General features: G+C 72.8%; 22 protein-coding genes and 1 pseudogene. 8 read left to right on the top strand and 15 right to left on the bottom strand.

Going from position 1 to position 22,482, the window contains the following annotated elements; genetic code table 11:
- Positions 1-67 precede the first annotated feature (67 nt).
- Together IEZ10_RS09905 and IEZ10_RS09910 are read right to left on the bottom strand one after the other, a co-directional pair.
- Entirely contained in the window at positions 68-1,444 is a 1,377-nt protein-coding gene (locus IEZ10_RS09905; protein ID WP_189246201.1) for a serine hydrolase domain-containing protein, read from the bottom strand.
- A gap of 115 nt (positions 1,445-1,559) precedes the next feature.
- On the bottom strand, positions 1,560-2,069 hold the full coding sequence (locus IEZ10_RS09910; protein WP_189246202.1) for a GbsR/MarR family transcriptional regulator: 510 nt from the start codon (positions 2,067-2,069) through the stop codon (positions 1,560-1,562).
- A 221-nt stretch (positions 2,070-2,290) separates the two neighbouring features.
- Here IEZ10_RS09910 and IEZ10_RS09915 point away from each other — a divergent pair, with 221 nt between their 5' ends.
- From IEZ10_RS09915 to IEZ10_RS09925, 3 genes are all read left to right on the top strand, one after another.
- Positions 2,291-3,520: a cytochrome P450 family protein gene (locus IEZ10_RS09915; protein ID WP_189246203.1), complete on the top strand. Its 1,230-nt coding sequence runs from the start codon at positions 2,291-2,293 to the stop codon at positions 3,518-3,520.
- A 279-nt stretch (positions 3,521-3,799) separates the two neighbouring features.
- Entirely contained in the window at positions 3,800-4,045 is a 246-nt protein-coding gene (locus tag IEZ10_RS09920; protein ID WP_189246204.1) for a hypothetical protein, read from the top strand.
- The gene (locus IEZ10_RS09925) at positions 4,045-4,449 is read left to right on the top strand and encodes a hypothetical protein (RefSeq protein WP_189246205.1); all 405 of its coding nucleotides are present in this window, start codon (positions 4,045-4,047) and stop codon (positions 4,447-4,449) included. The genes IEZ10_RS09920 and IEZ10_RS09925 overlap by 1 nt, the downstream gene beginning before the upstream one ends.
- A gap of 135 nt (positions 4,450-4,584) precedes the next feature.
- On the opposite strand, the gene IEZ10_RS09930 is transcribed toward IEZ10_RS09925, so the two are convergent.
- Complete coding sequence (locus tag IEZ10_RS09930) at positions 4,585-4,992, bottom strand: hypothetical protein (RefSeq protein ID WP_189246206.1); 408 nt, start codon at positions 4,990-4,992, stop codon at positions 4,585-4,587.
- A 287-nt stretch (positions 4,993-5,279) separates the two neighbouring features.
- Here IEZ10_RS09930 and IEZ10_RS09935 point away from each other — a divergent pair, with 287 nt between their 5' ends.
- Positions 5,280-6,119: a MerR family DNA-binding transcriptional regulator gene (locus IEZ10_RS09935; RefSeq protein ID WP_229811113.1), complete on the top strand. Its 840-nt coding sequence runs from the start codon at positions 5,280-5,282 to the stop codon at positions 6,117-6,119.
- 139 nt (positions 6,120-6,258) lie between these two features.
- Here the strand turns inward: IEZ10_RS09935 and IEZ10_RS09940 are convergent, their stop codons facing one another.
- A complete protein-coding gene (locus tag IEZ10_RS09940; protein WP_189246208.1) occupies positions 6,259-6,732 on the bottom strand; it encodes a MarR family winged helix-turn-helix transcriptional regulator in 474 nt (157 codons plus the stop codon).
- Between the two features lie 57 nt (positions 6,733-6,789).
- On the opposite strand from IEZ10_RS09940, the gene IEZ10_RS09945 reads away from it, so the two are divergent.
- Positions 6,790-6,999 carry an alpha/beta fold hydrolase gene (locus tag IEZ10_RS09945; protein ID WP_189246209.1) on the top strand — a complete coding sequence of 70 codons (210 nt, stop codon included), beginning with the start codon at positions 6,790-6,792 and terminating at the stop codon, positions 6,997-6,999.
- A gap of 49 nt (positions 7,000-7,048) precedes the next feature.
- On the opposite strand, the gene IEZ10_RS09950 is transcribed toward IEZ10_RS09945, so the two are convergent.
- Positions 7,049-7,963, bottom strand: coding sequence for a LysR family transcriptional regulator (locus IEZ10_RS09950; protein ID WP_189246210.1), 915 nt, complete (start codon positions 7,961-7,963; stop codon positions 7,049-7,051).
- A gap of 48 nt (positions 7,964-8,011) precedes the next feature.
- The gene (locus IEZ10_RS09955) at positions 8,012-9,415 is read right to left on the bottom strand and encodes a serine hydrolase (protein WP_189246211.1); all 1,404 of its coding nucleotides are present in this window, start codon (positions 9,413-9,415) and stop codon (positions 8,012-8,014) included.
- Positions 9,416-9,615: 200 nt separating this feature from the next.
- On the opposite strand from IEZ10_RS09955, the gene IEZ10_RS09960 reads away from it, so the two are divergent.
- Both IEZ10_RS09960 and IEZ10_RS09965 read left to right on the top strand, forming a co-directional pair.
- Positions 9,616-11,373 (top strand): sensor histidine kinase, encoded by a 1,758-nt coding sequence (locus IEZ10_RS09960; protein WP_189246212.1) that lies wholly within the window; start codon positions 9,616-9,618, stop codon positions 11,371-11,373.
- Positions 11,366-12,055 carry a response regulator transcription factor gene (locus IEZ10_RS09965; protein ID WP_189246213.1) on the top strand — a complete coding sequence of 230 codons (690 nt, stop codon included), beginning with the start codon at positions 11,366-11,368 and terminating at the stop codon, positions 12,053-12,055. The genes IEZ10_RS09960 and IEZ10_RS09965 overlap by 8 nt, the downstream gene beginning before the upstream one ends.
- A gap of 139 nt (positions 12,056-12,194) precedes the next feature.
- Here the strand turns inward: IEZ10_RS09965 and IEZ10_RS09970 are convergent, their stop codons facing one another.
- The 8 genes from IEZ10_RS09970 to IEZ10_RS10005 form a co-directional block, all read right to left on the bottom strand.
- Positions 12,195-13,367 carry a glycine C-acetyltransferase gene (locus IEZ10_RS09970; protein ID WP_189246527.1) on the bottom strand — a complete coding sequence of 391 codons (1,173 nt, stop codon included), beginning with the start codon at positions 13,365-13,367 and terminating at the stop codon, positions 12,195-12,197.
- The gene (gene tdh / locus IEZ10_RS09975; protein ID WP_189246214.1) at positions 13,367-14,395 is read right to left on the bottom strand and encodes an L-threonine 3-dehydrogenase; all 1,029 of its coding nucleotides are present in this window, start codon (positions 14,393-14,395) and stop codon (positions 13,367-13,369) included. Before tdh ends, IEZ10_RS09970 begins: the two co-directional genes overlap by 1 nt.
- 259 nt (positions 14,396-14,654) lie before the next feature.
- Complete coding sequence (locus IEZ10_RS09980) at positions 14,655-15,812, bottom strand: SPFH domain-containing protein (protein ID WP_189246528.1); 1,158 nt, start codon at positions 15,810-15,812, stop codon at positions 14,655-14,657.
- 36 nt (positions 15,813-15,848) lie between these two features.
- Positions 15,849-16,283, bottom strand: a complete 435-nt coding sequence (locus IEZ10_RS09985; protein WP_189246215.1) for an NfeD family protein — start codon at positions 16,281-16,283, stop codon at positions 15,849-15,851.
- A gap of 260 nt (positions 16,284-16,543) precedes the next feature.
- Positions 16,544-17,677, bottom strand: a complete 1,134-nt coding sequence (gene fahA / locus IEZ10_RS09990; RefSeq protein WP_189246216.1) for a fumarylacetoacetase — start codon at positions 17,675-17,677, stop codon at positions 16,544-16,546.
- Positions 17,678-17,699: 22 nt separating this feature from the next.
- Positions 17,700-18,713: a hypothetical protein gene (locus tag IEZ10_RS09995; protein ID WP_189246570.1), complete on the bottom strand. Its 1,014-nt coding sequence runs from the start codon at positions 18,711-18,713 to the stop codon at positions 17,700-17,702.
- Positions 18,710-19,879: a homogentisate 1,2-dioxygenase gene (locus IEZ10_RS10000; protein ID WP_189246217.1), complete on the bottom strand. Its 1,170-nt coding sequence runs from the start codon at positions 19,877-19,879 to the stop codon at positions 18,710-18,712. The genes IEZ10_RS09995 and IEZ10_RS10000 overlap by 4 nt, the downstream gene beginning before the upstream one ends.
- 134 nt (positions 19,880-20,013) lie before the next feature.
- The gene (locus tag IEZ10_RS10005; RefSeq protein ID WP_189246218.1) at positions 20,014-20,640 is read right to left on the bottom strand and encodes a TetR/AcrR family transcriptional regulator; all 627 of its coding nucleotides are present in this window, start codon (positions 20,638-20,640) and stop codon (positions 20,014-20,016) included.
- An 84-nt stretch (positions 20,641-20,724) separates the two neighbouring features.
- Between IEZ10_RS10005 and IEZ10_RS10010 the strand changes: the two genes are divergently transcribed.
- Positions 20,725-21,453 (top strand): SDR family oxidoreductase, encoded by a 729-nt coding sequence (locus IEZ10_RS10010; protein ID WP_229811114.1) that lies wholly within the window; start codon positions 20,725-20,727, stop codon positions 21,451-21,453.
- Between the two features lie 30 nt (positions 21,454-21,483).
- Here IEZ10_RS10010 and IEZ10_RS10015 read toward each other — a convergent pair.
- Positions 21,484-22,452: pseudogene (locus tag IEZ10_RS10015) on the bottom strand (helix-turn-helix transcriptional regulator); the annotation flags it as partial.
- Positions 22,453-22,482: the final 30 nt, after the last annotated feature.

Consider the following 22,482-nt stretch of genomic DNA (forward strand, 5'->3'; position numbering starts at 1 on the left):
CCGGTCCGCGTTCGACGCGTCCCCAAAGCTCGCCCCCACCGCGGCTCCTCCCGGGCGACGTGAGCGGTCAGGCGGCCTTGGGCGTGGCGCGCATGCCGATGTACACGCACGGGGTGCCGTCGGTCAGGGTGGAGAAGACGACGGGGATGTGGCCCTCGCCGTAGGCGGGACCGCCGGAGGCGGCGAACACCGTCTTCGACACCGGCAGCAGGTCCATCTCCAGCGGCGGGGAGAAGTCCTTCATGCCGTCGACGAACTCGTAGCGGATGCGCGCGCGGCCGTCCTCGTCCTGGGTGACGGTGGTGACGACGCCCTCGCGCCGGTAGGTGCCCACCAGCGGCGTCATGTCCACCGCGGGCGGGTTCGCCGCGGGACCGAAGGGGGCGGGCATCCGCACCCCGGCCAGCTCCGCCAGCAGCTCCCGGAACAGCTCGGCGTAAAGCCCGTCGGTGCCGCCGCCGTTGGTCAGCAGGACGACGGCGACGCCCGCGTGGGGGACGACGCGCAGGTAGGAGTGCTGGGCGACGGCGCTGCCGTCATGGCCGTAGCCGGGGACGCCGTCCCAGTCGTACAGGGTCCAGCCCAGGCCCCAGCCGTCGGCGCTGACGGTCCACTTGTCGGGGCTGTCGACCTCGCGGCGCTGCATCGCCGCGACGGCGTCGGCGGACAGCACGCGGGTGCCGTCGGGGGCGGTGCCGCCGTCCAGATGCATCCGGACGAACCGGATGACGTCTCCCGCGGAGATGATGACCCTGCCGTACGGCCCCGCCGAACGCGGCATCAGATCCCAGGCCGGCGCCGGGTCGGGATCCTGGCCGGGCCCGCCCAGGTGGCTCATGGCCACGCGGAAGCGAAGCGCCTCCTCGGGCAGTGTCATCGAGTGCTCCAGCCCGAGCGGGGTGAGGAGCAGGTCCTTCAACGCCTGGTCCCAGGTCATGCCGGTGAGCACCTCGACGACGCGGCCCAGTACGACGTATCCGAGGCTGCTGTAGGAGATGGCCGTTCCGGGCGGACAGTCCAGTGCGACGTCCTTGGCGGCCTCCACGTATCTGGCCAGGCAGTCGTCGCCCCGGCCGGAGTCGTAGTTGAAGTCGCAGGTCAGCCCGCCGGTGTGGCTGAGCAGCCGCCGGATGGTGATCGCGTCGGTGGCGTCGGGGTCCGGGGTGGCGAACTCGGGCAGCACGTCCACGACCGGCGTGTCCAGGTCCAGAACGCCGGAGTCGACCAGTCGCATCACCAGGGTGGCGGTGTAGACCTTGGCCAGCGAACCGGACAGGAACACCGAGTCGGTCGTCACCTCCACCCCGGTTCCCCGGTGCAGTACACCGCCGGCCAGTTCGTGGATCTCACCATCGACCAGTACGGCCAGCGACGCTCCGGGCACATGGTGGGCGGTGCGGAGCGCGTCGAAGCGGGCCTGCCAGCGGGCGGCGTCGAAGATCATCGGAATCTTCCTCATCGGGAGGTGTGCACGACCGGCACGGCCGTGGTGCGGGCACGGTGGAAGGACCGGTGCCGGTGGGGGCAGCGGTGGGGAAAGCGGCCTTACGGGGTGAGGGTCAGGAAGGGCGCGCTCCGGGATCGCCGGGCAGTTCGCCCGAGGCGCGCAGGACGTCGCGGTGGGCGCGCCACTCGGCCGCGAGGGCGGGCATCCGCTCAAGGAGGAAGTCGGCGAAGGCCGCCGTCTCCAGGAGGCGGGCCCGGCGGGCCGCGGGAGCGTCGCCCAGAACCGCGAGCCCGTGTCGCGCCAGCGCGCGGAGGGAGGCGTACTCCGTTGACTTGTCCGTCATCCTCAGCCAGATCGCGGGATGGAGGCTGACGCGGTCCATGCGCTCGCCTGCGGCGCGTGAGCGCTGGACCCAGGACCACTCCTCAAGCGCGGAGACCGCGCCGCTGACGGCGCTGCGACTCGCCCGCAGCGCCTCGCTGAGTTCGGCGATGCTCTGCTGTGGCGGATCGCAGATGAGAAGCCATCCGGCGACCCGGCCGGTGATCGGTGGCAGGCCGTTCTGCCGGGCGAAATGCCGGCCGACCTCGTCGGCGAAGGCGAGCTCGTCATCGAATGTCACGTGCATGAATTTACCTAAATATCTGAAATAACACAAATTTCTGTCATCTCAGATTTTTCCGAGTAGCCGTCGGCGACCTGTCCGGTGACTCTCCCGTATCCGCGTTCCGGCGGGCCGGTCCCCCTTCCGCCCGATGGTTGTCGTGCCCGGCGGATCCGAATACAGTTACCATCCGAATGTTGGATGCATATGTTAACGACATTTTGATTCGAGGAGAGTTCATGAGCGGGACCGAAGCGGGCGGCGGCCGTGAGGTGGGAGGCGTCCCCGAGATCGATCTCACCGACCCCGGGGTGATCCGCGACCCCTTCACCGCCTACGGGCGGGCGCGCGAGCGCTCCCCGCTGGCGCGGCTGCTGATCCCCGGCATGCCGATGTGGGCCGTCACCCGGCACGAGGACGCCCGGGCACTGCTCACCGACCCGCGGTTCGAGATCACCGAGAGCAGCTTCATGCGGCCCGACGTGCCCGCCGACTGCCTGCCGTACATGCGGACGATGAGCGAGATGGAAGGGGCGGAGCACCTGCGGCTGCGGCGGCTGGTGGCGCCCGCGTTCACCGCGCGCCGCGCCGCCGGGTTCCGGCCCCGGATCGAGCGGATCGTCGAGGGGCTGCTCGACGACCTTCCCGCTCACACCGAGGACGGCTCGGTGGACCTGCTGTGGCACTTCGCCCGCCCGCTGCCGATGGACGTCATCTGCGAGCTGGTCGGCATCCCCGAGGCCGACCGCCCGAGCTGGCGCGAGTACGGCGCGACCATCGCCTCCGGCGCGGGGCAGGCGTTCGCCGCGGCGATCCCGGCCATCATGCGGGGCGCCGAGGCGGCGGTGGCACGCCGGCGCGAGGAGCCCGGCGACGACCTGCTCTCCGACCTCGTCCGAGTCCGGGACGAGGACGGCGACCGGTTGAGTGAGACCGAGCTGGTCATGCTGGTCTGGCAGCTCGTACTGTCCGGTCAGACGCCGACGAACCTCATCGTCAACGCCGTGGCGGCCCTGCTGGACCACCCGGAACAGCTCGCCGCGCTGCGCGCCGACCCCGCGCTCGTGCCGCGCGCCGTCGAGGAGCTGATCCGCTGGTGCGGCCCGACGCTGCTGACGATCCCCCGCCACGCCCGGGAGGACGCCGAGCTGTACGGCGTGCCGATCGGCAAGGGCGAGCCCGTCACCATCGCGGTCGCCGCCGCCAACCGTGACCCGCGCGCGTTCACCGACCCCGACCGGCTCGACGTCACCCGGGTCCCCGGCACCCCCGGTACGGCGAGTCACCTCGGGTTCTCCCACGGGCCGCACTTCTGCGTCGGGGCGTCGCTGGCCCGCGTGCAGACCGAGGTCGCGCTCACCGCCCTGCTGCGCCGCTTCCCCGACCTGACGCCGGCCGTACCGCCGGCCGGGCTGCGCGCCCCCGACCCCGGCACCTGGCGCCTCACCGCGCTGCCCGTGACCGTCTGACCTTCCCGCCGCGAGGGCCCCGGCCGGGGCCCTCGCACATTTCGGGGTCCGCCCGCCTTCCGGTCCTCACGTCCGCCCGGACTCCTTCCTGGAGCGTCCGCGCGGCCGTCGTTCGGTCGAGGGCGCCGGCCCCTCGGGGCGGCGACGAAGGCGGCCCACCGGGCGGGGGAGGCGACGGGGGCCGACGTCCCGGAACACCGGGCGGTGAGGACGCACCATGCCGGAAGTCGGCGACAAGAGGCATTGTCGGTGTGAAACAAGGGGTATAGTCTGCCGCGTGTGGTAGAACGAGACGACTACGCGGCCATCCGTGATCGGCTCGTGGCCCTCGCGCGTGCCCACGGGCTGCGCTGCGACTGGGCGGAGACGAGCAGGCGGCAGCGCTTCCTGCTGCTGTGGGACCCGGCCGGGCGCGTCGTGGCGCGCGCGATCGTCCCGCTCTACCCGGGTGAGACACCCGAACTCGTGGCAGCCCTCGAACGCGGGCTCGCCGCCCTGTTCGGTGACGACTGGCTGGAGGACTGATGGCCGACGACAGCGTTGACGTTCACGTCACCAAGAACGGCACGCTGTGGCTCGCCGCCGTGGACGGCGTCGCCGGCGGCATGTCCGCCCGCTCGCTGAAGGAGCTGCACGCCGACGTCGCCGAGGGGCTGCCGTTCCTGTTCGGCGACCGCGCCGAGCCGCCGGCGCCCGTCTTCCACTACACGCTGCCCGGCCTGACCGGGGAGGACCTCAGCGCCTTCGCCGAGCTGCAGCGCCGGGCCGCCGCGATCGCCGAGGACTACAGCCGGACCGCCAGGGCGCGCGTCGAGCACCTGTCGAGCCTCGGGTTGTCCGACGCCGACATCGGCGAGCTGCTCGGCCTGACCAAGCAGCGCATCCAGCAGATCCGCACCAGCAACGCCGAGGCCCGCCAGAGCGCCTGAGCCCCTGGCCGCCGTGGTGCTTCGGCGGGACCCCGACAGCTACCTCGCCGGCCTCCGTCTACGCAGAGCCATCTTGTGGATCCGGAACCTTCAGGCCAGGTGAAGATCCGTACTCCGTACAGGTCCTGGAACGGCTCAGCCGCAGTGCCTGCTGTAGTACGTGGCGCCGTTGCCGCCGATGTATCCCTCGATGTCGATGCACTTGCCCGGAGCGGAGACGTAAACCGGGCCCGCGTACTCGCTGAAGGTCCCCGCGTCGACGGTCCACTTCAAGGTGCCCGAGCGGCGGAGCTTCACGGCCTTGTAGCCGCGCTTGGCGGGCGTGGCGTAGGTGAGGGCGCAGTTCTTCTTGGTGGACCTGGAGTAGTAGAGATGAGTGCGGCCGACCGTCTTGCCCGCGAGGTTCGAGATGTTGTACACGTCGATCTGGTAGTAGCCGCCGCCGCAGGGGCCGGCCGCGCTTGCCGGCGTAGCGCTGGCTACCAGGCAGGTGGAAACCATCGCAGCGCCGGCCAATGCCGCGAGCTTGGTCCGAATGTTCATGCCCGTCCTTTCGCTGAGCACCACCATCCCTACAGAACCCCGTAACGTCTGTGAGGGATGGGGAGATTGTTGCGGTTTTTGATCTTACAGGCGCTAAGTCTCCACTGGGGGCCTATGTCGTTCAGTTAGATCATTTGGGCAAGGCGTGCCCGGCGGTCAGGAGCTGGACGGCTCCGGCCCGGAGGCCGTGGTCGGGTTCAGGGGGAAGCCGCCATCCGGGCCGCGGGAGAAAACCGTCGAGCGCGGCTGGAACCTGCCCCTGGGGGAGGTTCCACACTGGTCGCATGATGAGCATCGGCGAATTCGCGGAGCTGACCGGACTGAGCCTGAAGGCCCTGCGCCTCTACGACGAGCAGGGGCTGCTCAAGCCGGCCTCGGTCGATCCCTGGTCGCGGCACCGGCGCTACAGCGCGGCTCAGCTCGGACCGGCCCTCCGGCTGAAGGCGCTGCGCGCGGCGGGCGTCCCGCTGGCCGACGCCCCTTCGTTCCTGGACGATCCCCGTACGGCCGCGGCGACGCTCGCCGGGCACCGCGCCCGGCTGGCGGCGGAGCGGGAGCGCCAGGACGCCGCCCTCGACACGCTCGACCGGCTGCTCGGCGGCGAGGGCGATCACGAATGGCAGGTGGTGGAACGGCATGCCGAGCGGCGGCACTGGGCGGGCGTCGTGCTGAGGGTGCCCGGCGGGGAGAACCCCACGGCGGAGGACGTCGAAAGCGCGGACGAACGGGCCAACGAGGGGTTCGCGGCGCTCTGGCGGGCGCTGGCGGAGGCGGGCGACGCGCCGGTCGGGCCGTTCTGGTCGACGCTGCGGGCCGTACCCGGCAGTGACAGCGAGGTCGAGGTGGTCTGCTGCTGGCCGGTCGCGCGGCCGCCGGCCGACGGGTTCTCGGTGCCGGGGTGGGAGGTCGAGTCCGGCACGGTCGAGGCCACGCCGGAGCTGGCGGTGCGCTGGCGGTTCGACGACCCGGTGCCGGTGGTCGACGGCGCGACCCACCCCGCGGTGCTCGCCCTGCTGGTGGCGGCCGAGGAACGCGGGCTGGACGTGGAGCTGACCCGCCTGCGCCAGATCGGGCTGCTGGAACAGGGGGAGAGCGTCGGGATGGAGGTCGCCCTGGCCGTCCATTAAGGGATCTCCCTGTCCCGCCCGGTGTGGCGACCGCGGTGGAGGACCTCGTCTTCCCCGGGCCTTCCGGGGGACGAGAACGGCGCGGTGTCGGCGCCTCGCCGTTCCCGGACGACCCCGTACGGCCGCGGTGACGCGCGGGTCAGTCCACGTCGACGTTGTCGAGGAAGGCGAGCATCGCCGTGAGGACCCGCACACAGGCCGTCACGTCGGCGTCGGTCAGGTCTCCGCCGACCTGGCCCAGCAGGGCGTGCTCGCGCGTCATCACCGCGGTGATGGCCGCCCTGCCGTCGTCCGTCAGCCGGATCAGGGAGGACCGCCGGTGGGCGGGGTTGGGGATGCTCTCGACCAGCCGCCGCGCCGCGGCGTCGTTGACCATGCGCTGCACGAACTGCCGGCTCAGCGCCTGCGCGCGGCCCATCTGCGGAACGGTCATGGGCCCGTTCTCGCAGAGCAGGTTCAGGACGGCGCGCACCCCGACGGACAGCCCCTCGATCGGCACGCCCTCCTCCACCTTGCGCTGCGCGCGCCGGTACAGGGGCCCCACGAGGTCGAACACCTCGGTGAGCCGGTGGGCGAGGTCGCCGGGGGCGAGGGGTCGTTCGGCATCGGTCACCCCTCCATGATGACACCTTGGTTGTCAAACCAACACAAAGATGGCACCTTGGTTGTCATGACCGCTACTTCCGACGCGTTCACGTTCGCGGCCGGCGACGGCCGCCTCGATTCGAGCGACCACATCGGCATGGCCGGCCGCCTCGCGCGCACCGTCGCCGACGGCCGCGAGGTCACCGTCGACGGCACCGTGCACTACCCCAACATGGAGCGCCCGGACGCCTTCAACGAGATCCTCGGCGACTTCCTGCGCGCCGTACCCGCCTGACGGAGCCGGCGGCCTTTCGGACCCGGCGGCCTTTCGGACCCGGCCCTTTTCAACAGGGCGGGATCCGCCGCAGGTCCGCCGCGGCGTCGGTGAGGGCGTCCAGCAGGGGGACCAGCAGCGGGTGGCGTTCGGCGCCGCGCCGTACGGCGGCGAAGACCCGGCGCTCCGGGCCCGCGACCGGGCGGACCACCACGCCGGACAGGTCGGCCGCGCGCAGCGCCAGCCGGGGCACCATCGCCACACCGGCCCCGGCCGCCGCCAGGGCGACCACCGCGCTGAAGTTGTCGGAGGAGTGGGCGAACTCCGGGGCGAACCCGGCGTGCTCGCAGGCCAGCGCGATCACGTCGTGGCAGGGGTTGCCGGGGTAGGGGCCGATCCATGTCTCCCCGGCGAGGTCGGCCACGGTCACCTCCCGCCCGGCGAGGGGGTGGTCGCCGGGCAGCACCACGTCGAACGGCTCGGAGTAGAGCGGGATGCGCGACAGGCGGCGGTCGTCCTCGGCCGGAGCCCCGCGGTACTCGACGGCCACGGCGACGTCCACCGCGCCGTCCAGGACCATGGTGAGGCTCTGGTCGCCCTCGGCGTCGAGGACGCGGACCTGGATGCCGGGCTCCTTGCTCCGCAGCGCGCCCACCGCCGGGGCCACGACGAGGCCGATCGCGGTGGCGAAGGAGGCGGCTTTCACCTCGCCCGCCGTACCGGTGGTGTAGGCGGCGATGTCGGCCTCGGCGCGCTGCAGCTGGGCGAGCACCTCGTTGGCGTGGCCGAGCAGGATGCGGCCGACGGCGGTCAGCCGCACACCCCGGCCGTCGCGCTCCAGCAGCCGGTGCCCCACCTCGTGCTCCAGGGCGACGAGCTGCTGGGAGACCGCGGACGGCGTCAGGTGGAGGGCCGCCGCGGCGGCGGTGACCGTACGGTGGTCGGCCACCGCGCGCAGGGTCCGCAGCCGCCGGGTGTCAATCACCCCCTCATTGTCGGGCAGCGCCCGGGGTGCGCGTACCCGGCGGGCCGCTCACTCGACCAGGCCGAAACCGCCCCTGCTGAGGGAGATGATCTCGGGGCCGACGGAGCCCTCGTCGAGGGGGGCGCGGGTGTCGCTCGCCAGCGTGGTGACGACGTAGGTCCTCCCCTTGGCGGTGCGCCCGAGGAACGCCATGTCGAGGACCCCGGCTTCGGAGCCGCCCTTGTACCAGACGGTCGGCCACGCGGCGGGGTCGAGGCCGATCCCGGCGTCGTTGGCCGAGAGCACCTCGTTCAGGCGGGCGTCACTCCGCGTGAGCAGGCCGGCGTAGGCGCGGCAGACGTCGCGGGGGGAGCCGAACCACTCGATGGTGTCGATCTCGCGGGGCCGCTCCCACACCTTGATCTTCGAGAGGGGGAGGCCGGCGACGACGTCACGGAGATAGGCACGGCGCCCCTGCGTGCCGCGCGCGAGGTAGGCGCGGGCGTGCCGGGGATAGTCGACGCCCTTCAGCAGGAACAGCTCGCGCGTGGTGAGGAAGGGGAGGTTCCGCTCGGCGTGGCCGGACCACTGGCGGACCTTCTTCTCCACGGCCTTGCGGCCGACCGTCTTCAGCAGCAGGTCGGCGGCGGTGTTGTCGCTGATCGAGATCATCAGCTTGGCCGCCTCATGGACCGTGACGGTGCTGCCGTCCGGCCGGGTTCCGAGGCCGTCCTCCGCCGGGATCTTCACCCCGGGCGTGACGGTGAGCTTCGTCTCCCAGCTCAGCCTGCCCGCGTGGATCCGGTCCGCCACCGCTCCCAGCACGTAGAGCTTGAAGATCGACCCCAGCGGGCGGGCGGTGTCCGCGTCGACGCCGTGGACGGTCTCGCACCGGCCCCGCCGGTCGATCTCGGCGGCGAGGAAGCCGGTCCGGGGGGCGGTCTTGCGGAGCCGGGCGTCGAGCTCCGCCCAGCCGGTGGGGGCGGGCGGGACCGACGGCGCGACCAGCAGGCCGTCGATCTTCCCTGAGGCGTCCACGGTGAGCCTGACGTCGGACTTCCGTCCGCCGACGGTGACCGTGCCGATCAGGAAGTCCGGGTCGGTCCTGGTCAGCTCGTCGAGCCGGATGCCGGACATGCCCTTGAGGAACTGGTTGAAGCCGTCGACGGTCACCTCCTTGAGGAAGCCGGCGTTCACGTGCTGCCCGAGCTCGTCCGCGGGGAGCGGCGCCCGGGTCGTGGCGTCCAGGAACCAGCGGAGCTGACGCCCGGCCGGGCTGTCGGGAATCTCCGGGGTGGCGGTGGCGGTGGTCGCGGGGCTGGGGGCGGTCCCCACGGCGGCCTGCCGCACCGGCGCGGCGGCGGGCCGTACGGCGTCCGCGGCGGCCGGGAGGGTTCCGCCGACGGTCAGGGGAGCGGCCACGGCGAGGGCGGCCAGGGCCAGTGTGCGGGTCGTTCGGGGCCGTAGGTGCACGGATGTCTCCTTCGCGGGCTGCTTCAAAGGCTGCGGGTCCGCCGTCACCACCGCGGTGACGGCCGTGGTCCACACGCTAGGAAGGGCACGGCGGGCGGGGTATCCGGCGGGCCACCGCCTTCCGGGGTGCGGCCGTCCACCGGCGGATGTGAGGACAACCTCATAGACGGCGGTCGCCCGGGGGGACCACACTGCGTTCCGTGCTCCCCCCGACCCCGACCCGTGTCCTCGCCGCCTCCATGGCGGCGGTGGCGATCCTCGGCATCGTCGCCGGCACGGTGCTGGAGGGCGGCCCGCCGCTCGCCCAGCTGACGTTCGTCGCGCTGGCGCTGCCGCTGCCCGCGCTGGGCTGGCTCGTCGCCCACCGGCGGCCGGACAACCTCTACGGATGGCTGCTCCTGGCCACCGCGGACTGCATGGGCCTGGGGGCCCTGGGGGTCGGGCTCCTCATCTCCGCGGACACGGGGCAGCCCACGCCGCAGCTCGTCCTCGCCGCCGTGCTGTCCTCCCTGTTCGCGCCTTTCTACGGGCTCTCGTGGGTGTTCGTCCCGCTGTTCTTCCCGGACGGGCGGCTTCCCTCGCGGCGCTGGCGGGTGGCGGCCTGGATCGCCGGGGCGGCGATCGCCACGCACTGGCTGGGGGTGCTGCTGTTTCCGGAGGACGTCTACGTCATCTCGCCGCTCGGCAACCCGCTCAGCGTCACCGGGCCGGGCGCGCTGGTCGTGGCGGGCCTGGCCGGACTGGGGCAGCTGACGGTGTTCGGCACGGCGCTGGCGGTGCTGGTCTCCCTCGCGACGCGCACCCGCCGCGCCTCCGGGCCCGGACGCCGCCGGCTCGGCTGGATGACCGCCGGGCTCGCCGCCACCCTCGGCGGGTTCCTGCTGGGCACGTTCTCCATCGTCACGGAGCCGGCGGCGACCGGGGTCCTCGTCATGCCCCTGCTGGGCGCGCTGCCCGCCGCGATCGGGGTGGCCGTGTTCCGGCACAACCTGCTCGACATCCGGGTGGGCGTCCGGGGCTCGCGCTTCTTCCTCGTCTTCGACCTGCGGCCCACGGTGGACGAGCTGCTCTCGGAGCTGGCGCCCGGCCTGGAGGAGGCGGAGCCGGGCGAGCTGCTCGGGCGGCTGGCCGAGGCCGTGCGGACGGGCCTGGACGTCCGGTGGGCGGCCGTCACGCTCGCCGACGGCACCCGGGTCGTGGCGGGCGAGGAGGAGGGCGAGCCGGAGCTGACCGTTCCCGCCGGGCAGGGGCACATCGCCTGCGGCCCTCGGGACGGCGGCCTCACCCGCGACGACCGGCGGCTGCTGCGGGCGCTGGCCGTACCGGTCGGGCTGGCGATCCAGAGCGCGGGGCTGGCCGCCCGGCTGGTCAACGCGCAGGAGGCCGAGCGGCGGCGGATCGAGCGCAACATCCACGACGGCGTGCAGCAGGAGATCGTCGCGCTCATCGCCGGCCTGGAGCTGGCCAGGGCCACCGGAGGGGACGCCGAGACGATGACGCTCCTGCGGGACCAGGCCAGGCAGACCCTCGACGACCTGCGGGAGCTGGCGGCGGGCATCCACCCGTCGGTGCTCAGCCAGGGCGGGCTGGCCGAGGCCCTGGAGGAGCGCTGCTCGCGCCTGCCGGTGCCCTCGACGGTGCGCGTCGACCCCGAGCCGCGTGTGAGACGCTTTCCCGACGAGATCGAGGGAGCGCTGTACTTCACCGTGAGCGAGGCGCTCGCCAACACGCTCAAGCACGCCCGCGCCTCCGCCGTGGACGTACGGCTGACGCTGTCCGGCGGGCGGCTGGGGGTCACGGTCGCCGACGACGGCGAGGGTTTCGACCCGGGGACGGTCACCCGGCGCGGGCTCGTGGCCCTCGCCGACCGGCTGGCCGCGCTCGGCGGCGGCCTGGACGTGGCGAGCGCGAAGGGGGAGGGGACGAGGGTGCGAGCCTGGGTGCCGGTCCATGACTGAGCCGGAGCGGGCCGCGGGACGGCCGCGGGTCGTCATCGCCGACGACCACTACCTGGTCCGCGAGGGCGTCCGGAGACTGCTGGAGACGTCCGGCAAGGCGGCCGTCACCGGGGCCGTGGGCAGCGCCGGCGAGCTGCTGGACGCCGTGCGCAGACTCCGGCCGGACGTGGTCATCACCGACATCCGCATGCCGGGCGGCCCGTTCCGGCCGGGCTTCGAGGGCATCGACGCGGCCCACCGGATCCGCGCCGACCACCCGGCGACCGGTGTCGTGGTGCTCTCCCAGTTCTCCGACGCGCTCTACGCCTTCGAGGTGTTCAAGCACGGCGCCGAGGGCTTCGCCTACCTGCTGAAGGACCGCGTCGGTGACCTGGAGGAGCTGCTCGGCGCGGTGCGGGCGGTGGCCGGCGGCGGCTCGGTCATCGACCCCAAGGTCGTGGAGGCCCTGATGGCCCGCCGCGCCGTACGGGGTCACCGGGGGGAGGAGCTGACCCCGCGCGAGCGCGACGTGCTGTGCGAGATGGCCCACGGCAGGTCCAACGGCGGCATCGCCCGCGCGCTCCACCTGTCGGTCTCCGCCGTCGAGAAGAACGTCAACGCGATCTTCATGAAGCTGGGGCTGGAGAACAGCCCCGACACCCATCGGCGGGTCGCGGCGGTCCTGGCCTATCTCGGCACGTAGCGCCGGCCGTTCCCCGGGCCGTTCCCCGGCCGGTCGCCCCTCGCCGTTCCGGAACGCCGGCCGCGGGCCCGCTCCCTGGCCGGAACGCCGGCCGCGGGCCCGTTCCCTGGCCGGAGCGCGGGAACGGGCCGGGTGGGTGTCAGCCGCGGGCGGCGACGAACGCCTCGACCGCGCGGTCCACGTCCTCGGCCGAGTGGGACGCCGAGAGCTGGACCCTGATGCGGGCCTGGCCCTTCGGCACCACCGGGTAGGAGAAGCCGATCACGTAGATGCCCCGCTCCAGCAGCCGCTCGGCCATCGCCGCGGCCTCGGCGGCGTCGCCGATCATCACCGGGACGATGGGGTGGTCGCCGGGCAGGATGTCGAACCCCGCCTCGGTCATCTTCGTGCGGAACCGCGTCGTGTTGGCGCGCAGCCGGTCCCGGGCGTCGCTGTCACCGCTGATCATGTCGAGGATGCGCAGCGAGGTGGCGGTGATCACCGGGGCGAGGGAGTTGGAGAACAGGTAGGGGCGCGAGCGCTGGCGCAGCAGCGCGCAGATCTCCCGGCGGGCGGCGACGTAACCGCCGCTGGCCCCGCCGAGCGCCTTGCCGAGGGTGCCGGTGATGATGTCCACCCGGTCCATCACGCCGTGCAGCTCGGGGGTGCCCCGGCCGCCGGGGCCGACGAAGCCGACCGCGTGGGAGTCGTCCACCATGACCATGGCGCCGTACTTCTCGGCCAGGTCGCAGATCTCCCGCAGCGGGGCGACGTAGCCGTCCATGGAGAAGACGCCGTCGGTGACGACCAGCTTGCGCCGGGCGTCGGACGCCTCCTTCAGCCGGGCCTCCAGCTCGGCCATGTCGCGGTTGGCGTAGCGCAGGCGGCGGGCCTTGCACAGCCGGATGCCGTCGATGATGCTCGCGTGGTTGAGCGCGTCGGAGATCACCGCGTCACGGTCGTCGAGCAGCGTCTCGAACACGCCGCCGTTGGCGTCGAAGCACGAGCTGTACAGGACGGTGTCCTCCTGGCCGAGGAACTCCGACAGCCGCGCCTCCAGTTCCTTGTGGACCTCCTGGGTGCCGCAGATGAAGCGGACCGACGCCATGCCGAAGCCCCAGCGGTCGAGCGCCTCCTTGGCGGCGGCGACCACCTCGGGGTGGTCGGCCAGGCCCAGGTAGTTGTTGGCGCAGAAGTTCAGCACCTCGCCGCCCCCGGCGACGGCGATGCCGGAGCTCTGCGGGGTGGTGAGGACCCGCTCGGGCTTGAGCAGCCCGGCGGAGACGATCTCGTCGAGGGTCACGCGCAGGTCGTCGCGGACGTTGTCGAACATCAGGCGGTCCAATCCAGGATGATCTTGCCGGTCTTGCCGCTCGCGGCGGTGTCGAAGGCCGCGTCGAAGTCGCGGTGGGAGAAGCGGTCGGTGATCACGGGGGAGAGGTCGAGGCCCTTCTCCAGCAGCACGGACATGGCGTACCACGTCTCGAACATCTCCCGGCCGTAGACGCCCTTGAGAGTGATCATCGAGGTCACGATGGTCGCGAAGTCGACGGAGAACTCCTCGGCGGGCAGCCCGAGCATGGCGATCTTCCCGCCGTGCGTCATGTTGGCGATCATGTCGCGGAGCGCCTGCGGGTGGCCCGACATCTCCAGGCCCACGTCGAAGCCCTCGCGCATGCCGAGGCGCCGCATGCCCTCGGCGATCGGGGTCTCGGCGACGTTCAGCGCGAGGGAGACGCCGAGCTTGCGGGCCAGTTCCAGCCGCTCGGGGCTGAGGTCGGTGATGACCACGTTGCGGGCGCCCACGTGCGTCGCCACCGCCGCGGCCATCAGGCCGATCGGCCCGGCCCCGGTGATCAGGACGTCCTCGCCGACCATGGGGAACGTCAGGGCGGTGTGCACGGCGTTGCCGAACGGGTCGAAGATCGCTGCGACGTCCGGGTCGACCGGCGTGCGGTGCACCCAGACGTTGGACGCGGGAAGCGTCAGGTACTCGGCGAACGCGCCGTCGCGGTTCACGCCCAGCCCGACGGTGTTGCGGCACAGGTGGCGCCGCCCGGCCATGCAGTTGCGGCACTTGCCGCAGACCAGGTGGCCCTCGCCGCTGACGAAGTCGCCGACCGCGACGTCCTCGACCCCGGGCGCCACCTCGACGACCTCGCCGCAGAACTCGTGCCCGACGACCAGCGGCGTGCGCAGCGTCTGCCGCGCCCAGGCGTCGAAGCTCCGGATGTGCAGGTCGGTGCCGCAGATGCCGGTGCGCAGCACCTTGATCAGCACCTCACCCGGCCTCACCTCGGGCACCGGTACGTCCATCAACCACAGACCGGGCTCGGCCTTTGCCTTGACCAGCGCTTTCATACGGATCCCCCCTCGGTTACGACCTTACGCACTGTGCCCGGTCGGCTCCGGAGGTGTCCATCGCGCTTTTCTTAAACCCGCCCACAGCGCTGCTTCACGCTCGGAAAGACGGGGACCCCCTGCCCGGGATCGGCCCGGTCATTCCCCCGCCGTACGGCACCGCCCGCCGTACGGCACCGCCCGCCGTACGGCACCGCCCGCCGTACGGCGCTGCGGGCCGTACGGCGGGCGGGAACCCGGAGGAGGAGCGGACGGGGGGTCAGGCGCCGGGACCGGCCGGGTCCCCGGTGCCGTTGGCGCCGGTCCCGCCCGTGCTCCCGTCGGCCCTGCCCGCGCCGTCGCGGCGGACGGCGGCGGCCGGGCGCTCCTCGTTCAGCCCGGCCAGCGGATCGGTGGCGGCCGGGGCGCCGGGACCGAGCTGGCGGGGGCCGATGTCCGCCTCGGACGCCTCCGCGACCGCCTCGGCCGCGGCCCGCTGCGCCGCGGCCATCTCCCGCTCGGCGGCCTCGTTGACGGCCGGAGCCTGCCGGGTGGCGGACGACTGCGGCAGCGCCTCCGTGAACGCCTTCGACACGCCCTGCAGGGCGGAGGTCACCTCGCTGGGGATCACCCAGAACGTGTTGCTATCGCCCTTGGCCAGCTCGGGAAGCACCTGGAGGTACTGGTAGGCCAGCAGCTTGGGATCGGGGTCGTTGCGGTGGACCGCCTGGAAGACCTCGTCGATGGCCTGCGACTGGCCCTGGGCTTTGAGGATCGCGGCGCTGCGCTCACCCTCGGCGCGCAGGATCGCGCTCTGCTTGTCACCTTCGGCGGTGAGGATCTGCGACTGCCGCTGGCCTTCGGCGGTGAGGATCGCGGCGCGCTTGTCCCGCTCGGCGCGCATCTGCTTCTCCATCGCGTCCTTGATGGTCTTGGGCGGGTCGATCGCCTTGATCTCGACCCGGTTGACCCGGATGCCCCACTTGCCGGTGGCCTCGTCCAGCACGCCGCGGAGCTGGCTGTTGATCGTGTCGCGGGAGGTCAGCGTCATCTCCAGGTCCATGGAGCCGATGACGTTGCGCAGGGTCGTCACGGTGAGCTGTTCGATCGCCTGGATGTAGTTGGCGATCTCGTAGGCGGCGGCCCGCGGGTCTGTCACTTGGAAGTACAGAACCGTGTCAATTTCGACAACCAGGTTGTCCTCGGTGATCACGGGCTGCGGGCGGAAGGAGACCACCTGCTCGCGCAGGTCGATCATCGGGTAGACCCGGTCGATGTACGGGATCACGAAGTTCAGACCCGGCTTGAGCGTGGTGTGGTAGCGGCCGAGCCGTTCCACGTTGCGGGCCCTGGCCTGCGGGACGATGCGCACCGAGCGGGCCACGGTGAACACCACGAACAGGACGATGAGGAGGCCGACGAGCAGCAATGGGTCCATGGTCACATCCGGGAAGTCTGTGAGTCGGTCAGAGGATCACTCTCGGGGATAGACGAGCGCGGTCGCGCCCTCGATTTCGATGACGTCCACGACCGCCCCCGGCGGGATCACCAGTGTCTCGTCATAGGCCCTGGCCGACCACTCCTCCCCGCCGATCCGTACCCGGCCGTCCCGGCCGGTCACCTCGCGCAGGACGTAGGCGGTCTTGCCCACGAGGGCCTGGACCCCGAACCGCTGGCTCTGGGGAAGCTGCCGGAGATGGCGCCTGGCGATCGGGCGGACCCCCAGCAGCCCCGCGGCGGACGCTGCCGCGAAGACCAGGAGCTGGAGTGGCACCGGAAGGCCGAGCCCCGCGGCGGCGGCGGTGACGAGGGCGGCGGCGCCGAGCAGGCCCAGGACGGTGGTCAGGGTGAAGATCTCGGCGATGCCCAGCACCGCCGCGAGAATCAACCAGATGGTCCACTCGTCCATACGCCGGCCCTCCTGCTTGTTACAACGAGTGAGATGCCCGAGAGGTTCCTTCTCCTACGGTATGACGGGACCGGCGAGCCGTCAGGAGTCCCCGCACCGGGCGCGGCCGAACCGCGCGGGCCGCGCCCCGCGCGATCCTCGCGTACGGGCGCGGCCGAACCACGCGGGCCGCGCCCGCGGGACGCGGCCGGATCCCGCGGGGCGCGGACCGCGGGATCCGGCCTCCCTCCTCGCGCGGACCGGGGTCCGCGCGAGGCGGCTCACCGGGCCGGCCGGATCGTGCCCGACACCTCTCCGAGAGAGATCACCTCGCCGCCCGGCCCGGGGGCGGTCGCGGAGATGGTGACCGTGTCCCCGTCCTCCAGGAACGAACGGACCGAGCCGTCGGCCAGCTTGATCGGCTCGGTGCCGTTCCAGGTCAGTTCGATGAGCGACCCCCGCTGGTCCGGCTCCGCGCCGGAGACCGTGCCGCTGGCGTACAGGTCGCCGGTGCGCAGGCTCGCGCCGTTCACGGTCATGTGGGCGAGCATCTGGTCGGGCGTCCAGTACATCTCCCGGTACGGCGGACGGGAGACGACCTCGCCGTTCAGCCGGACCTCCAGCGTCAGGTCCAGTCCCCAGGGCCGCTCGCGGCGCAGGTAGCCGAGCGGCTCGGGGTCCTGCTCCCGCCCGGCGACCCGGGCCTCCGACAGCGCCTCCAGCGGGGTGATCCACGGCGAGACCGAGGTGGCGAAGGACTTGCCGAGGAACGGGCCCAGCGGGACGTACTCCCACGCCTGGATGTCGCGGGCGCTCCAGTCGTTGACCAGCGTCACGCCGAACACGTGGTCCTCGAAGCGCCCCGCCCGCTCGCCCAGGCCGGTCGGCGTGCCGACGACGAAGCCGAGCTCCGCCTCGATGTCCAGCCGTACCGAGGGGCCGAACGTCCCGGCGCCGCGCTGGCCGGAGGGCCGCGTGATCGGGGTGCCGGACGGCACGACGGTCCCGGCCCGGCCGTGGTAGCCGACCGGCAGGTGCCGCCAGTTCGGCTTCAGCGGCTCGTCGTCCGGGCGGAAGATCCGGCCGAGGTTGGAGGCGTGCTCCAGCGAGCAGTAGAAGTCGACGTAGTCGGCCACCTCGAACGGCAGGTGCATCCGCACCTCCGCGAGCGGGACGAGGTACGCGGTGACCGCCGGGTCGTCGCTCAGCCTGTTCTGGATCAGCGTCCGGGTCTCGCGCCAGGCGGTGACGCCGCGGGCCATGAACGCGTTGAGCGATCCGGTGGCGAACACCTCGTCGTGCAGGGCCGCGGCGAGGTCCAGCACGTGGTCGCCGTACCGCACGCCGACGCGCGGGGTCTCGCCCTCCCTCCGGGTGAAGACCCCGTAGGGCAGGTTGGAAAGGCCCCAGGACATTACGCTTCCTCCTCTTTCTTCGTCATCGGGCCGGCGGCTCTTCCTTCGTCGCCGGGTCGGTGGCCGTACCGGCCGTCGCGGGTCCGGTGGCCGCGCCGGTCCCGTACCCCGTCGCGGCCGGCGGCGCACCGATGAGCCCCAGGGCGGTCAGGTCGTCGATCGGCGTGCTCGTGCTGCACGAGCCGTAGGAGACCAGCAGCCGCCGGGCGCGTTCGGCGGTGTCGTCCGGTACGGCCTGCGCGAGCCGTACCAGCTCGCCCACGTCGGTGGTGGTCAGCACCGGGACCGGGTCGCGGCCCTCCACCGCCGCGCAGACCCCGAGGACCAGGTTGAGGAAGCCGTGCCGGTCGGTGCCCAGCCCCGGATGGAAGTGGCGGACCGCGTTGTGCAGGCCCGCCGTCGCCTTGAACGGGATGCCGCGCTCGGCGCAGTGGGTGATGAAGGCGCCCAGCTCCCGCGGGGTGGGGAAGGCCGCCGCCGTCAGGCCGCCGCACCTGATCTTCAGCCCGCCCCCGGGCGGCGGGTCGATCGGCAGCTGCGCCGCGGTGACCTCGACGAACTGCCGTGCCGGGATGTCCAGGGCGACCGCCCGGCCGCCCGGCACCTCGACCAGTTCGACGGTGAGGCCGTCGAGCGGCGGGACCTCGGGGGTGTCGAGGATCAGCCCGAGCCGGATCGGCTCCGCCACCCGCCCGGCCGGGCCCGCCCCGTCGGCCTCGTCCGCCCGTTCGGTTCGGCCCGTACGGCCGGCTTCGTCCGCCCGTTCGGTTCGGCCCGTACGGCCGGCTTCGTCCGTCCGTTCGGTTCGGCCCGCCCGGTCGGCTTCGTCCGCCAGGGGACCCGCGCCGGGGAATCCCGCCTCCTCCAGGTGGGCGCGCAGCTCGGCGAGGCGGCTCGCCGGGCACAGGAACCGGTGGGTGAGCACCGGGCTGCCCGTGTCCAGGTCGTCGCGGTGCCGCCGGAGCGCGTCGGCCATCGGCAGCGCCGTGGGCGGGAACAGCCCCGCGTCGTCGACGAGGGCCTCGAAGAGGCTCATCGCGCCCAGGTCCACGCGTAGGCGGGGTCCTCGACCGACAGGGCGGCCGGTCCCAGGTCGAGCGGGCGGAAGGTGTCGACCATCACGGCCAGCTCACTGGTGCGCGAGTGGCCCTGCCGTACGGCCTCGATGACGGCCTCGACGGCGCCCGGCTGCGGGCCGTGGGTGAACCCGGCCGGGTGCAGCGAGATGGAGCCGACGTCGATGCCCGAGCCGCGGCGCGCGGTGTAGTCGCCGCCCGCGTAGAACATCAGCTCGTCGGAGTCGACGTTGTGGTGGTTGTAGGGGATCGGGATGGCCTCGGGGTGGAAGTCCAGCGGCCGGGGGCAGAACGAGCAGATCACGAAGTTCGGGCCCTCGAACGTCTGGTGCACCGGCGGCGGGGCGTGGGTGAGCTTCACGATGGGCTCGAAGTCGTTGATGTTGAACGCGAACGGGTACAGGCAGCCGTCCCAGCCGACCACGTCGAACGGGTGGTTGCGGTAGACCAGCCGGGTCAGCCCGCCGCGGGTGCGGACCAGCACCGGCACCTCCTCGCCCTCGACGATCAGCGGTTCCTGCGGGCCGCGCAGGTCGCGCTCGCAGTAGGGGGCGTGCTCCAGGAACTGCCCGTGCTTCGACAGGTAGCGCTTGGGCGGGCGGATGTGCCCGGAGGCCTCGATGGTGAAGGCCGTGACCCGGCCCTCGGGGACCCAGCGGTGGATGGTCCCGGTCGGGATGACGACGTAGTCGCCCTCGCCGGCCTCGATCACGCCGTAGGTCGACTCGAACCGGACCCGGCCGCTCGCGATGTAGACGCACTCGTCACCCATGGAGTTGCGGTACAGCTCGCTGGGCGTCTCGGTCGCGACGTACGACATGCGGACGTCGGCGTTGCCCGCCAGCAGCCCGCGCCCGGTCACCAGATCTCCGTTCACCGGGAGGTCCTGGGTGCGGAAGTGCCGGGGCGACAGCGGCAGGTTGGGCGTCAGCGCCGTCGCCGCCGTGGGCTCGACCGCCTCGGACTTGAGGATCGCCGTGGGCAGGTGGCGGTGGTAGAGCAGGGACGAGTCGCTGGAGAAGCCCTCCTCGCCCATCAGCTCCTCGGCGTACAGCCCGCCGTCGGGCCGCCGGAACTGCACGTGTCGCTTGCGGGGGACCTCTCCCACCATGCGGTAGTACGGCATGCGCCTCTCCGAGCCTGCAGAGGGTGACACAGAATGTCCGCTTATCGGACACTACTGTCCTTTATACGTACAACCTTCCGCCACCGGTCCGGGCCCTGTCAAACATGCCCGGCCGCGCCCCGCCTCCGGCGTGGTCAGCCGGGCTCGCCGGGCGCCCGCCGTACGGCCTGCGCCGTCAGCGCCCCGGCCAGCTCGGCGGCGGACGCCTCGGTGAGGGGGGCGTGACCGACGAGGATCCGGTACCAGAGCACGCCGAACGCCTGGTCCACCAGCAGGTCCGGGTCGGTGCCCGGGGCGGTCTCGCCGCGTTCGGCGGCCCGCTCGAACAGGCCCCGCAGCGCGCTCCGCCGCCGGGCGAGGAAGCTCCGCGTCGCCTCTCCCATCTGGGGGTCGAGCTGCGCCTCCACCATCACCTTGCGCAGCAGCCGGGCCATCGTCGCCTGTCCGGCGAGGCGGAACGTCGCGCGCAGGAACGCCTCCAGGTCTCCGGCGAGCGTCCCGGTGTCGGACGGCGGGATGTCCAGGTCGGCGCGCTCGGTCATCGCCTCCAGTAGGACGGCCCCCTTGGAGGGCCACCAGCGGTAGATGGTCTGCTTTCCCACCCCCGCCGCCGCCGCGATCGTGTCGATCGTCACCGGCGCGTCGTCGTCCCGCCCGATCAGATCCACGACGACGTCGAGGATCGCCCGCCGTGCCGCCTCGTTGCGCCGCCGCCCGGTGTGTGGGCGGCGGGCGGCCTGATCACCGCTGCCGGTCTGCATGTCCCGATCCTACTTGACGAGACTCTTAGTCTCGGCAATGATTTGTCGAGACTCTTGGTATCGACAAATCGAAGGGAGCGACCCATGTCGCTGTCCGGACGGCGTTCGCTGGTGATGGGCGGCAGCTCGGGGATCGGTGAGGCCGTCGCCAGGCTCTTCGCCGAGCGGGACGCCGAGGTCGTGATCACCGGCCGCGACCCCGTACGGCTCGACGCGGCGGCCGGGCGGATCGGCGGCAAGGTCACCGCGCGGCGGGTGGACGGCTGCTCGTCCGAGGAGGTGAGCGACTTCTTCGCCGAGGACGTCCGGTACGACCACCTGGTGCTGGCCCTCAGCGGCGGTTCCGGCGCGGGGCCGTTCACCACCCTCGACCTGGACGGCCTGCGCGACGGGTTCGAGCGGAAGGTCTGGCCGTACCTGCGGATCCTTCAGGCGGCGCTGCCCCGGATGGCCGAGGGCGGATCGGTCACCCTTCTCACCGCGTCCTCGGCGCGGGCGGCTCTGCCCGGCACCGCCGGCCTGGCCGCGATCAACGGCGCGCTGGAGGCGATGGTCCCGCCGCTGGCCGCCGAGCTGGCCCCGCTGAGGGTCAACGCGGTCTCACCCGGCGTGATCGACACCCCGTGGTGGTCCGGGCTGCCGGAGGAGCGGCGGGCGGCGATGTTCGCCGAGTACGCCGCGGCCCTGCCGGTGGGGCGCGTCGGCCGGCCCGAGGACGTCGCCGAGGCCGTCCTGCTCGTCGCGACCAACGGGTTCATGACCGGAGAGGTCGTTCCGGTCAACGGCGGTCTCGGCCTGCGGACCGGCCACTGACTCCGGAAGCCGTCCGCGGAACCCGTCCGTCGGCCGGGCCGGGGCGGCGCGGGTGAGGCGGCCGGCGGTGGCGCGGACGCGGTCGGCCAGCTCGGGCGGGTCCAGCACCTCGAACTCCACGCCGATGAGGATCAGGTGGGCGACCAGGGCGTCCAGGGAGTCCGAGCCGGTGGTCAGCAGGCACGTCCCGTCGGCGAGGTCCTCCAGGACGCCGACCGTCGGCGGCACGTGCCCGGCGACGGCGTCCGCCGGGGCGGCGAGCCGTACCCGGGCGGTGAAGGCGTAGGGGCCGGTGGACACGGAGGCGGCGACGAACGCGGCGGCGTCGGGAGGGTCCCGCGGTGTGAAGCGGGCGCCCGTCGGCCGCGGCGCGCCGATCCGGTCGACCCGGAAGGTGCGCCAGTCGTCGCGCAGGAGGTCCAGGGCGACGAGATACCAGCGCTGCCCGGTGTGGACGAGCCGGTACGGCTCCACCGTACGGTCGCTGGGGACGCCGGAGGCGTCACGGTAGGCGAACCGCAGCCGCTCCCGGTCACGGCAGGCGCCGGCGAGCGTCGACAGCGCCGCGGAGTCCACGGCCGCGGCCCGGCCGGGCAGGTGCACGGTCGCGGCGTGCAGTGCGGTCAGGCGGTGCCGCAGCCGAGCCGGGAGCAGCTGCTCCAGCTTGGCCAGCGCCCGGATCGAGGTCTCCTCCAGTCCGGCGACGGCGCCGCCGGCCGCCAGGCGCAGCCCGATCGCCACCGCGACGGCCTCCTCGTCGTCGAGCAGCAGCGGCGGCAGAGTGGCCCCGGCCTCCAGCCGGTATCCGCCCGCCACGCCCGATGTGGCGCTGACCGGGTAGCCGAGCAGGCGCAGCCGTTCCACGTCGCGCCGGACGGTGCGGCGGGTGACGCCCAGGCGCGCGGCGAGCTCGGCGCCCGGCCAGTCCCGGCGCGACCACAGCAGGGACAGCAGCTTCAGCAGCCTGGCGGAGGTGTCCAGCGCCGGTGTGTGGGACATGGGCCGAGATTGCCAGAGATCGAGGACCGA

It is taken from the genome of Streptosporangium pseudovulgare (assembly GCF_014648055.1).
GTDB classification, from domain to species: domain Bacteria; phylum Actinomycetota; class Actinomycetes; order Streptosporangiales; family Streptosporangiaceae; genus Streptosporangium; species Streptosporangium pseudovulgare.